We start from the raw sequence: 13140 nt of genomic DNA, 5'->3' as shown, positions 1-13140 counted from the left end.
GTGTGCCCCGGTCGGCCCTGCCGACCGGGGCGCGGCGCGTTCTGCCGGTGGGGTGGCATGTCGAAGATGCCTTGGCGCGCGGCTTGAACCGTGCCACCGCGATGCGTGGCAGGGGCATGGGCTGTTCCCGGTGGGGATTCACGGTGGGGATGGTGGCCGGGCCACGCGCCCACCACACCCGTCCGGCCAGCCACAAGGCACCCACGGGCACCCTGTGCGTCGACAAGCCCCCTGCACCGCACCCACCCACCACCCACCCGCAAGAACGACCGCAAGCGGCCGACTGTCGCGCTGTCCTGGGGTTCCGGCCGGCGGTCGTCAGTGCGGCCCGGGAGGTGGTGCTGTGGAGCCGCGTACCACCAGGTGTACGGGGATGTCCGACCGGTCCGGTTCGCGGCCCTCCAGGACGGCCAGGAGGGCCTGCATGCCGTGTTCGCCGAACAGTTCGGCGTCGAGTCGCACGGTGGTCAGCTCGGGGTCGATGGCGGTGGCCAGGGTGAGGTCGTCGAACCCGGTGACCGAGATGTCGGACGGTACGTGCAGGCCCTGGCGGCGCAGTGCCTTGTAGGCGCCGGCCGCGAGTTTGTCGTCGTCGCAGACGAGGGCGGTGGGGTGGGGGCCGGGGGCGGCGAGGGCGGCCTCGGTGGCGGCCTTGGCGTCCTCGATGGAGAGGGGGGCGCGGAGGGTTCGTAGGTCTGTGCCGGGGACGGCTGCGATCCGGGTGGCCAGTTCGTGCGCGCGTACCTCGAAGGTCCAGGAGGGTACGTCGGCGGCGAGGTGCAGAAAGCGGCGGTGGCCGAGGCCCAGCAGGTGTTCGGCGATCTGGCGGGCGCCGTCGGTGATGTCCAGGTTCACTGTTGCCGCGCCCAGGTTGCCCTGCGGGTCGCTGTCGAGCATGACGAGGGGGAGTTGGTCGCCGCGGATGGTGGTGAGTGCGTCGGCGGCCATGGAGGAGGCGAGCACGCCGTCCAGGGCGGCCTGTGCGGAGGCGAAGGGGTCGCGGGCCGGGCCGATGCCCGCCGGGGAGGGGTAGAGGACGACGCCGAAGCCGTGCTGGGCGGCGATGCGGGCCGCTCCCGTGTAGACGCCGGCGAAGAACTCCGTGGTGAGGGTGGGGACGACGAGGAGCACGGTGCGGGTGTGGCCCAGGCGGAGGTTGCGGGCGGCGAGGTTGGGGCGGTAGCCCAGTTCGTGTGCGGCGTCCCGGACCCGTTGTGCGGTGGCTGCCGAGACCCGGCCGTGCCATTTGTCGCCGAGGACGAGGGAGACGGCCGCCTGGGAGACTCCGGCGGCCTGGGCGACGTCACGGCTCGTCGGGCGCGTGCTGCTGTGTGCCACCGTGGGTGCGCTCCTTCGTCTGGACGGGTGAACAGCGCACATGGTACGTATGACCCCAGGGGTTATACGTAACACGTGAGCACGGCGACCGACCTCGGGCGAGCCGGTGGAGGGCAGGAGATGGCCGCGGGATACCTGGAGATCCTCAGAGCGAGGCATGCGGCCCGGCTGCTGGCGGGCACGCTGGTGGGCCGGCTGCCGAACGCCACGGCGGCGATCGCGCTGGTGTTGTTCGTGCGTGCGGAGGGCGGCGGCTACAGCCTGGCGGGGGTGCTGGCCGCGGTCTACGGCGTGGCCAACGCCGTCGGGCAGCCCGTTCTCGGGCGGCTGGTCGACCTGTACGGGCAGCCGCGGATCCAGTTGCCCGCGGCGGTGCTGTCGGCGCTGTCGATGGCGGTCTTCGCGCTCAGCGGCACCGACCCGTTGCCCCTCGCGTACGCCGCGGTCGCGGCCGCCGGTCTGTTCACGCCGCCCCTGGAGGGCGGCCTGCGTGCCCTGTGGCCCTCGGTGCTGCGCCGCGAGGAGCGGGTGCACACGGCGTATGCCATGGACGCGATCGCCCAGGAGGTCATGTTCACCGTCGGCCCGCTGCTGGTCACGTTGTGCGTGTCGGTGTGGTCGGAGCGGGTGGCCCTGCTGGTGCTGAACGTCGTGGGCGTGCTCGGGGCGCTGTCCGTGGTGCTGTCGCCGCCCTCGCGCGCGTGGCGTTCCGCGCCGCGTGAGGCGCACTGGCTGGGTCCGCTCCGCTCGCGGGGGCTGCTGGCGCTGCTCGGTGCGTTCCTGTTCGTGGGTGTGGCGCTCGGCTCGATCACGGTGGCCTCGGTGCCGTACGCCGATGACCACGGCGGTGATGTGGTGTACGGCTGGTTGATGGCGGCCCTCGGGCTGGGCGCGCTGGCGGGTGGCACGGTGTACGGGGCGCGGCGGTGGAGTGGTGTGCCGGAGCGGCGACTGCGGGTGTTGGTGGCTCTTCTGGCGCTGTGTTACCTGCCGCTGATGCTGATGCCGGGCGCGGTGGCGATGGTGTTGCTCACTGTGGTCGCGGGGGTGTTCCTGGCGCCTGCGATCGCGTGTGCGTTCGTCATTGTCGACCGGCATGCGCCGAGGGGTACGGTCACTGAGGCGTTCTCCTGGCTGGTGACGACGTTCACGGTGGGTGCTTCGGTGGGAACGGGCCTGGCGGGTCCGGTGGTCGAGGCGGGTGGTGCGCTCTGGGGGTTCGCCGTGCCGGGTGTCGCGGGGGCGGTGTCCTTGCTGGTGTTGTTGGCCACGGGGCGGGTCCTCGCAGCTCCTGGCCGGGGAGCGGTGGTTGCGGTGTCGACGGAAAATGATCCAAATCGTGTTGTCGAACCCCGTTTCAGTTCAGGGGATCGGGCGTAATGTTCAGTCATGGACCGCCGCATTTTCGGGCTGGAGAACGAGTACGGCGTCACGTGCACGTTCAGGGGACAGCGCCGCCTGTCGCCTGACGAGGTGGCGCGGTACCTCTTCCGCCGTGTCGTGTCATGGGGCCGTAGCAGCAATGTCTTTCTGCGCAATGGTGCCCGGCTTTATCTCGATGTGGGGTCACATCCGGAATATGCCACACCCGAATGTGACAACGTGATCGAACTGGTCACCCACGACAAGGCCGGCGAGCGCATTCTCGAAGGACTTCTGGTGGACGCGGAACGACGCCTGCATGAGGAGGGAATCGCGGGCGACGTCTACCTTTTCAAGAACAACACGGACTCGGCGGGCAACTCCTACGGTTGCCACGAGAACTATCTGGTGGCGCGGCACGGGGAGTTCTCCCGGCTCGCCGACATCCTCATTCCGTTCCTGGTCACCCGGCAGCTGTTGTGCGGCGCGGGGAAGGTGTTGCAGACGCCGCGCGGCGCGGTGTACTGCGTGAGCCAGCGGGCGGAGCACATCTGGGAGGGCGTCTCCTCGGCGACGACCCGGTCCCGGCCCATCATCAACACGCGGGACGAGCCGCACGCGGACGCGGAGCGTTATCGCAGGCTGCATGTCATCGTGGGCGACTCGAACATGTCCGAGACGACCATGCTGCTCAAGGTCGGGGCCACCGACCTGGTGCTGCGCATGATCGAGGCGGGCACGGTGATGCGTGACCTGACCCTGGAGAACCCGATCCGGGCGATCCGTGAGGTCAGCCATGACATCACGGGCCGGCGCAAGGTGCGTCTGGCCAGTGGGCGGGAGGCATCCGCGCTGGAGGTGCAGCGCGAGTACTACGAGAAGGCCGTGGACTTCTGTGAGCGGCGTGGTATCCGCACCGGCACGGTGGAGCGGGTGCTGGAGCTGTGGGGCCGCACGCTCGACGCGATCGGGTCGGAGGACCTGGACCGGATCGGCACCGAGATCGACTGGGTGATGAAGTATCAGCTCATCGAGCGGTATCGGGCCAAGCACAACATGACCATGTCGCATCCGCGGGTCGCGCAGATAGACCTCGCCTATCACGACATCCACCGTCGTCGTGGCTTGTACTACCTGCTGGAGAAGAAGGGTCAAGCCGCCCGGATCTGCAACGACTTGAAGATCTTCGAGGGCAAGTCGGTTCCCCCGCAGACCACTCGGGCCCGGCTGCGCGGTGATTTCATCCGGCGCGCCCAGGAGCAGCGCCGTGACTTCACGGTCGACTGGGTGCATCTCAAGCTCAACGATCAGGCGCAGCGGACGGTGTTGTGCAAGGACCCGTTCCGTTCGGTGGACGACCGGGTGGAGAAGCTCATCGCCGGTATGTGAGCGGGGCGTTCCGGCGTTCTCTCGTTCGGCTTCGCTCGAACGGGGGAACCGGGTGGAACGCCACACGGGCGCCGTACGTTTCCCGTACGGCGCCCTTTGCACGTCGTAGAGTTGCGCGGGCACGCCATCCACAAGATCGACCGATTACGAGGCCCCCACCGTGCGCCGACGCTCCCTCCTTCTCGCTGCCGTACCCGCAGGACTGGTCACGCTCGCCGGGTGCGGCGACGACAAGTCGGACTCCAGCAAGGCGAGTGCGTCCGCGTCCGCCTCGGCGTCGTCCGTGCCGCCACCGAAGATCGTGGACGGGCCGTTGCCGGCGATCACCGCGGGCACGAAGTTCGGTGAGAAGCCGACTGTGGCCAAGGGGTCGGGGGAGCCGTCGAAGGACCTGGCGGTGAAGACGGTGATCGCGGGCGGCGGCAGGACGGTCGCGGAGAACGACTTCGTGCAGGCGCACTACCTGGGTCAGATCTGGAGTACGGCGAAGGTCTTCGACAACTCCTACGACCGTAAGACTCCGCTGGTGCTCCAGTTGGCCGAGGGTAGTGTCATCGACGGCTGGCGGTATGCGCTGAGCGGCAAGAAGGTGGGTAGCCGGGTCGTGACGGCGGTCCCGCCGACCTGGGGTTACGGCACGTCGGGCAATGCGCAGGCCGGCATCAAGGGCACCGACACCCTGGTGTTCGTGGTCGACCTGGTGGATGTCTTCAACTCCAAGAGTTCGGCGCGGGGCAAGGAGGTCCCGCAGACCGACGCCGCCCTGCCCAAGGTCGGTACGAACACGGACGGCGATGCGCCCTCCGTCGACATCCCGAAGTCGGCCGCGCCGGGCAAGCTGGTGTCCGCCTATGTCCTGGAGGGCGACGGCGCCGTGCTCAAGGCGGATCAGACGATCCTGTGCCAGTTCCGGGGTGTGGTCTGGGACGGCGGCAAGACCTTCGAGCAGACGTATGGCACGGGCCGGCTGAGCCAGTTCTCCCTGGAGCAGATGAAGCAGGTCGTCAAGGGGCTGTCGGAGGGTCTGACGGGCAAGAAGGTCGGCAGTCGGGTCCTCGTCGTGGTGCCTCCGGATCTGGCCTACGGCGACACGCCGCCGAGCGGCGACGTCATCAAGAAGGGCTCCACGCTGGTGTTCTCCGTGGACATCCTGGCGGCGATGTGACGCCGTGCGGCCTCGGGCCGGGTAAGCCCGCCGCGGGCGCGTGCCGGGGGCGGGGATGAAAGACTGTCCGCGTTCCGTGTCGTACACAAGCAGGAGCTAGAGACGTGAGCATCGAAAAGCCCGAGGTCGACTTCCCGGGCGGCGAGCCCCCGGCGGACCTTGAGATCAAGGACATCTGGGAGGGTGACGGTCCGCAGGCCAAGGCCGGCGACACCGTTTCCGTCCATTACGTGGGTGTGGCCTTCTCCACGGGCGAGGAGTTCGACGCGTCCTGGAACCGTGGCACGCCGCTGCAGTTCCAGCTGGGGGCCGGTCAGGTCATCGCCGGCTGGGACCGGGGTGTGCAGGGCATGAAGGTCGGCGGCCGTCGCCAGCTGACCATTCCGGCGCATCTGGCCTACGGCGACCGTGGCGCGGGCGGCGGCCGGATCGCCCCCGGCGAGACGCTGATCTTCGTCTGTGACCTGGTCGCGGTCTGATCTGATCCGATCATCCGGGGCCCATGTCCGCGCGGGCATGGGCCTTCGGCTTTTGCCGCCCTGCCGTGGAGCGGTACGGTCGTTGATCGTAAGCACCATAGGGAAGGCGAAGGGCGTCGATGGCGATTGCCAAGGCCGAGCGGCTGATGAACCTGGCGCTGTGTCTGCTCGGGACGCGGCGGCCGCTCAGCAAGCGTGAGCTGCGGGAGTCCATCGAGGCTTATGTCGAGGCTTTCGGGCCGGGCAAGGGCGCGGCCGGCGGCGACGACTCCTTCAGCCGGATGTTCGAGCGCGACAAGGACGATCTGCGCGAACTCGGCCTGGTCATCGAGACCGTCGAGAACCTCGACGGCGAGGTCGGCTATCTCGCCCGCCGTGACAGCAACCGTCTGCCGCCCATCACCCTGGACGCGGAGGAGGCCGCCGCGCTCGGGCTGGCCGCCAAGGTGTGGCAGCAGGCCCGGCTGGCCGGCGCGGCCAGCGGCGCGTTGCAGAAGCTGCGCGCGGCGGGGCTGCCCGAGGAGGTCGACCCGTACGAGGCGCATGGCGCGCTGGAGCCGCGTATTCCGGTGCATGAGGCGGCCTTCGAGCCGTTGATGCTGGCCTGCCGCGACCGCCGTCCGGTGGTCTTCGACTATCGCAAGGCCAGCGCCGCCCGCCCCGAGACCCGGCATGTCGAGCCGTGGGCGCTGGAGTGCTGGCGGGGCCACTGGTACCTCGCGGGCTGGGACCGTGACCGGGGTGCCGAGCGGGTGTTCCGGCTGTCCCGGATCACCGGCCGGGTCCGCTCGCGGGGGAGTGGCTTCACCGCCGTGGTGCCCGATGTGGTCACCGTGCGCGAGACCGTTGCGAGCTGGGCGGGTGAGGTCGCCGACCGCTCGGCGCTGATCCGGCTGCGTTCCGGCGCGGGCTACCCCCTTCGGGCGAAGGCCACCGGGGTTCGGGAACTCGGGGACGGCTGGGACGAGTTGGAGATTCCGTACGGGCACGGTCTGGATGCCTGGCTGGTGGAGTTCGGGCCCGATGTGGTGGTCCTGGAGCCGGCCGAGCTGCGGGCCGACGTGGTGGACCGGCTGCGTGCCGTGGCCAAGGGCTGAGGGGGAGCGGAGCGAAACAGTGGCAGGCAAACCGGTCAGGCCCGTGAACGCCATCGACCAGACCCGGCGGATGCTCTCTTTGGTGACGTATCTGCGGGAGCGCCCGGGTGCCCGGGTCGCGGACGTCGCGCGCGCCTTCGGTGTCACCGAGGACGAACTGGTCTCGGACCTCGATGTGCTGCCCATGTGCGGTACCAGCTTCCGTGGCGGCGACCTGCTGGACATCGACACGGACGGTGAGCGCATCTGGTGGCACAACCCCGCCGCTCTCGGCGCGGACGCGGCGGAGCCGCTCAGGCTGGCCGCGGACGAGGCGACCGCGCTGCTGGTGGCCGCCCGCGCCGTGGCCACCCTGCCGGGCCTGCGGGAGAGTGACCGGCAGGCGCTGCTGCGGGCCACCGCCAAGGTGGAGGGGGCGGCCGGCGAGGCGGCGGGCGCCAGCTCGCGGCTCTCGGTGACCTTCGAGTCCGAGGGCGGTGTCTTCGCGGATGTCGACCGGGCCATCTCCGAGCGGCGCCGCCTGTGGATCCGCTACTACTCACCGGCCCGTGACGAGGTCACCGAGCGTGAGATCGACCCCATCCGTCTGGTCAGCGTCGGCCACACCTATGTGGAGGCATGGTGCCGTCGCTCCGAGGCGCGCCGCACCTTCCGGCTGGACCGGGTTGCCGAGATCAAGATCCTCGACGAGCCGTCGGCGCCGCCGGAGATCGAGCTGCGGGACCTGTCGGAGGGGCTGGTGCAGCCGGCCGCCGAGGACCCGGAGGTCGTCGTCGAGGTCGGCCCGGGCGGCCGCTGGGTCGCCGAGTACTACCCGCACGACAGCGCCGATGAGCTTCCCGACGGCGGGCTGCGGATCACTGTGCGCACCCCCGATCCGGCCTCGCTCAGACGCCTGGCGCTGCGGCTCGGCCGCGACGGCCGGATCGTCTCGCCGCCCGAGCTGGCCGACAGCGCCCGGCAGGCCGCCCGCGCGGCCCTCGCCGGGTACGACGGGGTGGAGGCGGCGCAGGACGCACCGCGCGACGCGACACGCGGTGCGCACGACGGGCTGTACGACGGGGCGGAGTGAGCCGCGGGGATCCGCCCGGTGCCGCGGGGTCGGCGCATGGCGGGCCGGGCAGGCCGGGGGTGGGGCCCCGCGAGCTGGGCGGTGACGCCCCGAAGGCGACCTACCACGAAGTGAGGAGCGAGGGCCTTGAGCGAGTCTGAGGTGTCCGACGCGGGACAGATGACGGTCGCGACCGCCTTCGCGGGGATGCGAAGAGTGGTTCCCGTGGTGTTCAGGGCGGGCTGCCCGGAGTGCCGGGGCCGCTTCGAGCTGACCGCGAGCGCCCTGCGGCTCGCCATCGGCGCCACCAGCCGTACGACGTTCTACTCCTTCACCTGTCCGGACTGCGGCGCCCTGGTCCGCAAGCCCGCGGGTGAACGCATCGTCGAGCTGCTGACCGGCGGCGGGGTCAAGACGCTGCGGCTGCACTCCACGGTCTAGGCTCGACGCCATGTTCTGGCCGATGTTCGCGGTAGCCGTGGGTTTTCTGGGTCTCGCCGTCCTCGGTGTGTTCGCCGTCAGGGTCTTTTTGGAGGCGCGGCGCCTGGGGCGGCAGGTCGAGGACTCGGCGCGCCGGATCAACCGGGCGGCCGAGGATCTGGAGCGGGCTGCGGTGAGCGCGTCACGCGCCGTCGATGCGCTGTGAGCCCCGGGGTGAACGGCTGTGACCGCCGGACCGACAGCGCCATGTGTCACTTCGCCCTGTCATGCTGCCGGTTTCGGCGGGTACGCTGCTGGTCGCGGTGCGGAGAACGAGGCCCGTACCGCGGACCGGGAGTACGCACGGGGATTGCCTCACGTTCACCCCTGAGCGTTACGATCGCTGCCAGCACGGTCACTCGGACACATGTCCGGCGGATCGGACAGCACCCCACCCAGCCGCCTCGGTGAGAAGGTAAATCTTATGTTCGGAAGGCTCGGAGCCCCCGAGATCATTCTCATCCTCGTCGTCATCGTCCTGCTGTTCGGCGCGAAGAAGCTTCCGGACATGGCCCGCTCGCTCGGGAAGTCGGCCCGCATCCTCAAGAGCGAGGCCAAGGCGATGAAGGAGGAGGGCGGCAACAGCGCCGCCGCCTCCGCCCAGGCCACCAACTCCGACGAGCAGTCCTCGGCCCAGCGCACCATCCAGGCCGCCCCCGGCGACGTGACCAGCTCGCGGCCGGTCACCGAGCCGTCGGACACCACCAAGCGCTGACGCACGGCCGGAAACTCCCGGCCTGCCGCATGAGATGAGGACGTGGGTTGCCCAAGCCTGCCCGCAAGAAGGAGAAGGATCCCGAGGGGCGGATGCCCCTTACGGACCATCTGCGTGAGCTGCGCAACCGGCTCGCGAAGGCGATTTTGGCCATTGTCGTCGTCACGGTCGTCGCCGCCTTCTTCTACAACGACGTCATCAACTTCCTGACCAAGCCGATCCTCGACTCGGTCGGCTGCGGGAAGACCTTCGAGGAACTGGCCCGGTCGACCGACAAGTCCCAGCCGTGCGCGCGGATCACCATCAACGGCCTCCTCGCCCCGTTCACGCTGGCCCTCCAGGTCTCCCTGATGGCGGGCATCGTGTTCGCCTCGCCGGTCTGGCTCTACCAGCTGTGGGCGTTCGTCGCGCCCGGTCTGCACGGGCACGAGAAGAAGTACGCCTACGCGTTCGTCGGCAGCGGCGTCCCGCTGTTCCTCGGCGGCGCGTACTTCGCGTACCGGGTGCTGCCCACCACGGCCACGGTACTGATGCAGTTCACGCCGCACGGCGTCGACAACCTGCTGCCGCTGGACGACCTGCTGCAACTCGTCACGCGCATGGTGGTCGTCTTCGGCCTCTCCTTCGAGCTGCCCCTGCTGCTGATCATGCTCAATCTGACCGGCGCGCTCAGCGGCAAGCGCATGCTCGGCTGGTGGCGGGCCATGATCATGGGCATCACGGTCTTCGCGGCCGTGGCCACGCCCAGCACCGACCCCATCTCCATGCTGTCGCTCGCCGGACCGATCTGCGTGCTGTACTTCGTGGCGGTCGCCTTCTCGCTGCTCAACGACCGGCGCAAGCAGCGTCGCGAGGCCGAGGGCCCGGCCGACGACGAGGCATCCGACCTGGACCTGACGCCCGAGGACATCGGCGAGGTCGAGACGGTCTCCGCCAACCGGGCGCTGCCCGAACAGCAGCACACGGACCGGGTCAACGGCTACGACGACGTGACCTGACCGGTCGGGTGCCCGTGCCCGTGGAGGGCGCGGGCACTCGCGTGTGCGGTGCCCCGGTGCGCCCGGCGTACCTTCCCGCGTTCCGGATAATGATCGTCCTGTTGTCAGTGCGGCCCGGTACGCTCGAAAGCACGATGACAGAGGACCTCTCACCGGCCGAGCGGTATGCGGCAGCCCGCAGGCGGGCAGCCGAGCAGGCCACCGCGCTCGCGTCCTTCCGCGAGATGTACGACTTCGGCCTCGACCCCTTCCAGATCGAGGCATGCCAGGCGCTTGAGGCGGGGAAGGGCGTGCTGGTGGCCGCCCCCACCGGCTCAGGAAAGACGATCGTGGGCGAGTTCGCCGTCCATCTCGCCCTCCGCCAGGGCAAGAAGTGCTTCTACACGACACCCATCAAGGCGCTGTCGAACCAGAAGTACGCCGATCTGTGCCGCCGCTACGGCACGGGCAAGGTGGGCCTCCTCACCGGCGACAACAGCGTCAACTCCGACGCCCCGGTGGTCGTGATGACCACCGAGGTGCTGCGGAACATGCTGTACGCGGGCTCCCAGACCCTGCTCGGCCTCGGGTATGTGGTGATGGACGAGGTGCACTACCTCTCCGACCGCTTCCGTGGCGCGGTGTGGGAGGAGGTCATCATCCACCTCCCCGAGTCCGTCACCCTCGTCTCGCTCTCGGCGACCGTGTCCAACGCCGAGGAGTTCGGCGACTGGCTGGACACCGTCCGCGGCGACACCGAGGTGATCGTCTCCGAGCACCGGCCGGTGCCCCTGTTCCAGCATGTGCTCGCCGGGCGCCGGATGTACGACCTGTTCGAGGAGGGCGACGGTCACAAGAAGGCGGTCAACCCCGACCTCGTCCGGCTCTCCCGGATGGAGGCTGGCCGGCCCTCCTACCAGGACCGCAGACGCGGCCGTGCGATGCGCGAGGCGGACCGCGAGCGTGAGCGGCGGCAGCGTTCCCGGGCGTGGACGCCGGGCCGCCCCGAGGTCATCGAGCGGCTCGACTCCGAGGGCCTGCTGCCCGCCATCACCTTCATCTTCAGCCGGGCCGCCTGCGAGGCCGCCGTCCAGCAGTGCCTGTACGCGGGACTGCGGCTCAACGACGACGAGGCCCGGCACCGGGTGCGCGACCTCGTGGAGGAGCGCACCGCCTCCATCCCCCGCGAGGACCTGCACGTCCTCGGCTACTACGAGTGGCTGGAGGGCCTGGAGCGGGGCATCGCCGCCCACCACGCGGGCATGCTGCCGACGTTCAAGGAGGTCGTCGAGGAGTTGTTCGTGCGCGGCCTGGTGAAGGCCGTCTTCGCCACCGAGACCCTCGCGCTCGGCATCAACATGCCGGCGCGTTCGGTGGTGCTGGAGAAGCTCGTCAAATGGAACGGCGAGCAGCACGCCGACATCACCCCCGGCGAGTACACCCAGCTCACCGGGCGGGCGGGCCGCCGCGGTATCGATGTCGAGGGCCATGCGGTGGTGCTGTGGCAGCGCGGCATCAACCCCGAGCACCTCGCGGGACTTGCGGGCACCCGTACCTATCCGCTGCGCTCCAGTTTCAAGCCGTCGTACAACATGGCGGTCAACCTGGTCGAGCAGTTCGGCAGGCATCGCTCGCGTGAACTGCTGGAGACCTCCTTCGCGCAGTTCCAGGCGGACCGGTCGGTCGTCGGGATCTCCCGGCAGGTGCAGCGCAACGAGGAGGGTCTCGAGGGCTACAAGGAGTCCATGACCTGCCACCTCGGCGACTTCGAGGAGTATGCGCGCCTGCGCCGCGAACTGAAGGACCGGGAGACCGAGCTGGCCCGGCAGGGCGCGAACCAGCGGCGCGCCGAGGCAGCCGTGGCCCTGGAGAAGCTCCGGCCCGGTGACGTCATCCACGTGCCCACCGGCAAGTACGCGGGCCTGGCCCTGGTGCTCGACCCCGGCCTGCCCGCCGGGCGTTCCAACGGCCACCGCGGCTTCGAGCACCACGACGGCCCGCGTCCTCTCGTCCTCACCGCCGAGCGGCAGGTCAAGCGGCTGGCGTCGATCGACTTCCCGGTGCCGGTCGAACCGCTGGAGCGGATGCGCATCCCGAAGACGTTCAACCCGCGCTCGCCGCAGTCCCGTCGCGACCTCGCCTCCGCGCTGCGCAGCAAGGCCGGGCACATCCCGCCGGAGCGGCATCGCAAGAAGCGTGCGCAGGCCGCCGACGACCGGGAGATCGCCCGGCTGCGCGCCGCGATCCGCGCACACCCCTGCCACGGCTGCAACGACCGTGAGGACCACGCCCGTTGGGCCGAGCGCCACCACCGGCTGCTGCGCGACACCTCGCAGCTGGAGCGGCGTATCGAGGGGCGTACGAACACGATCGCGCGGACCTTCGACCGGATCGTGGCGCTGCTGACCGAACTCGACTACCTGCGCGGTGACGAGGTCACCGAACACGGCAAGCGGCTTGCGCGGCTGTACGGCGAACTGGACCTGCTGGCCAGCGAGTGTCTGCGCGGGCGGGTCTGGGAGGAGTTGAGTCCCGCCGAACTCGCCGCCTGTGTCTCGGCGTTGGTGTACGAGGCGCGGGTCGGTGACGACGCGCTGGCGCCCCGGGTGCCCTCGGGCCGGGCGAAGGCCGCGCTCGGCGAGATGGTCCGGATCTGGGGCCGCCTCGACGGTCTGGAGGAGGAGTTCCGGATCACCCAGACCGAGGGGGTGGGCCAGCGCGAGCCCGATCTCGGCTTTGCCTGGGCCGCCTATATGTGGGCGTCCGGTTCGGGTCTGGACGAGGTGCTGCGCGAGGCGGAGATGCCGGCCGGGGACTTCGTACGCTGGTGCAAGCAGGTCATCGATGTGCTCGGGCAGATCTCGGCGGCGGCTCCTGCGGAGGGCTCGACCGTGGCCAAGAGTGCGCGTAAGGCGGTGGATCAGTTGCTGCGGGGGGTGGTGGCCTACTCGTCGGTGGGGTGACGGGTGGTTGGTGGTTGGTGGTTGGTGGTTGGTGGTTGGTGGCGTGGGGGGTGTTTGTGTAGCTCCCCGCGCCCCGCGGCGCCGGCAGTGGATGCGCCACTGGTGGCACGGTCACTGACCGGTC

Annotated in this window: 12 protein-coding genes; 11 read left to right on the top strand and 1 reads right to left on the bottom strand. The window is 69.9% G+C overall.

Features of this window, described 5'->3' with window-relative positions:
- Positions 1 to 318 precede the first annotated feature (318 nt).
- The gene (locus ACWEKM_RS02570; protein WP_451619297.1) at positions 319 to 1338 is read right to left on the bottom strand and encodes a LacI family DNA-binding transcriptional regulator; all 1020 of its coding nucleotides are present in this window, start codon (positions 1336 to 1338) and stop codon (positions 319 to 321) included.
- A gap of 120 nt (positions 1339 to 1458) precedes the next feature.
- Here ACWEKM_RS02570 and ACWEKM_RS02565 point away from each other — a divergent pair, with 120 nt between their 5' ends.
- The 11 genes from ACWEKM_RS02565 (at position 1459) to ACWEKM_RS02515 (ending at position 13016) form a co-directional block, all read left to right on the top strand.
- Positions 1459 to 2718, top strand: a complete 1260-nt coding sequence (locus ACWEKM_RS02565; RefSeq protein ID WP_451619338.1) for an MFS transporter — start codon at positions 1459 to 1461, stop codon at positions 2716 to 2718.
- A 9-nt stretch (positions 2719 to 2727) separates the two neighbouring features.
- Positions 2728 to 4089 carry a Pup--protein ligase gene (gene pafA, locus ACWEKM_RS02560; protein WP_451619296.1) on the top strand — a complete coding sequence of 454 codons (1362 nt, stop codon included), beginning with the start codon at positions 2728 to 2730 and terminating at the stop codon, positions 4087 to 4089.
- A gap of 160 nt (positions 4090 to 4249) precedes the next feature.
- Positions 4250 to 5254 (top strand): FKBP-type peptidyl-prolyl cis-trans isomerase, encoded by a 1005-nt coding sequence (locus ACWEKM_RS02555; protein ID WP_451619295.1) that lies wholly within the window; start codon positions 4250 to 4252, stop codon positions 5252 to 5254.
- Positions 5255 to 5358: 104 nt separating this feature from the next.
- On the top strand, positions 5359 to 5733 hold the full coding sequence (locus tag ACWEKM_RS02550) for an FKBP-type peptidyl-prolyl cis-trans isomerase (protein ID WP_451619294.1): 375 nt from the start codon (positions 5359 to 5361) through the stop codon (positions 5731 to 5733).
- 119 nt (positions 5734 to 5852) lie between these two features.
- Positions 5853 to 6830 carry a helix-turn-helix transcriptional regulator gene (locus ACWEKM_RS02545; RefSeq protein ID WP_451619293.1) on the top strand — a complete coding sequence of 326 codons (978 nt, stop codon included), beginning with the start codon at positions 5853 to 5855 and terminating at the stop codon, positions 6828 to 6830.
- 19 nt (positions 6831 to 6849) lie between these two features.
- Complete coding sequence (locus ACWEKM_RS02540; protein ID WP_451619292.1) at positions 6850 to 7902, top strand: helix-turn-helix transcriptional regulator; 1053 nt, start codon at positions 6850 to 6852, stop codon at positions 7900 to 7902.
- A gap of 159 nt (positions 7903 to 8061) precedes the next feature.
- The gene (locus ACWEKM_RS02535; RefSeq protein ID WP_451619337.1) at positions 8062 to 8322 is read left to right on the top strand and encodes a hypothetical protein; all 261 of its coding nucleotides are present in this window, start codon (positions 8062 to 8064) and stop codon (positions 8320 to 8322) included.
- Between the two features lie 10 nt (positions 8323 to 8332).
- Positions 8333 to 8527: a hypothetical protein gene (locus tag ACWEKM_RS02530; RefSeq protein ID WP_451619291.1), complete on the top strand. Its 195-nt coding sequence runs from the start codon at positions 8333 to 8335 to the stop codon at positions 8525 to 8527.
- A gap of 258 nt (positions 8528 to 8785) precedes the next feature.
- Complete coding sequence (gene tatA, locus ACWEKM_RS02525) at positions 8786 to 9076, top strand: Sec-independent protein translocase subunit TatA (protein ID WP_451619290.1); 291 nt, start codon at positions 8786 to 8788, stop codon at positions 9074 to 9076.
- Positions 9077 to 9123: 47 nt separating this feature from the next.
- Entirely contained in the window at positions 9124 to 10074 is a 951-nt protein-coding gene (gene tatC / locus ACWEKM_RS02520; RefSeq protein WP_451619289.1) for a twin-arginine translocase subunit TatC, read from the top strand.
- A gap of 89 nt (positions 10075 to 10163) precedes the next feature.
- Positions 10164 to 13016: a DEAD/DEAH box helicase gene (locus tag ACWEKM_RS02515; RefSeq protein WP_451619336.1), complete on the top strand. Its 2853-nt coding sequence runs from the start codon at positions 10164 to 10166 to the stop codon at positions 13014 to 13016.
- Positions 13017 to 13140: the final 124 nt, after the last annotated feature.

The organism is Streptomyces sp. NPDC004752 (genome assembly GCF_053601275.1).
The sequence above is the reverse complement of the archived record's forward strand: the minus strand, read 5'-3'. Positions and strand labels throughout refer to the sequence as shown.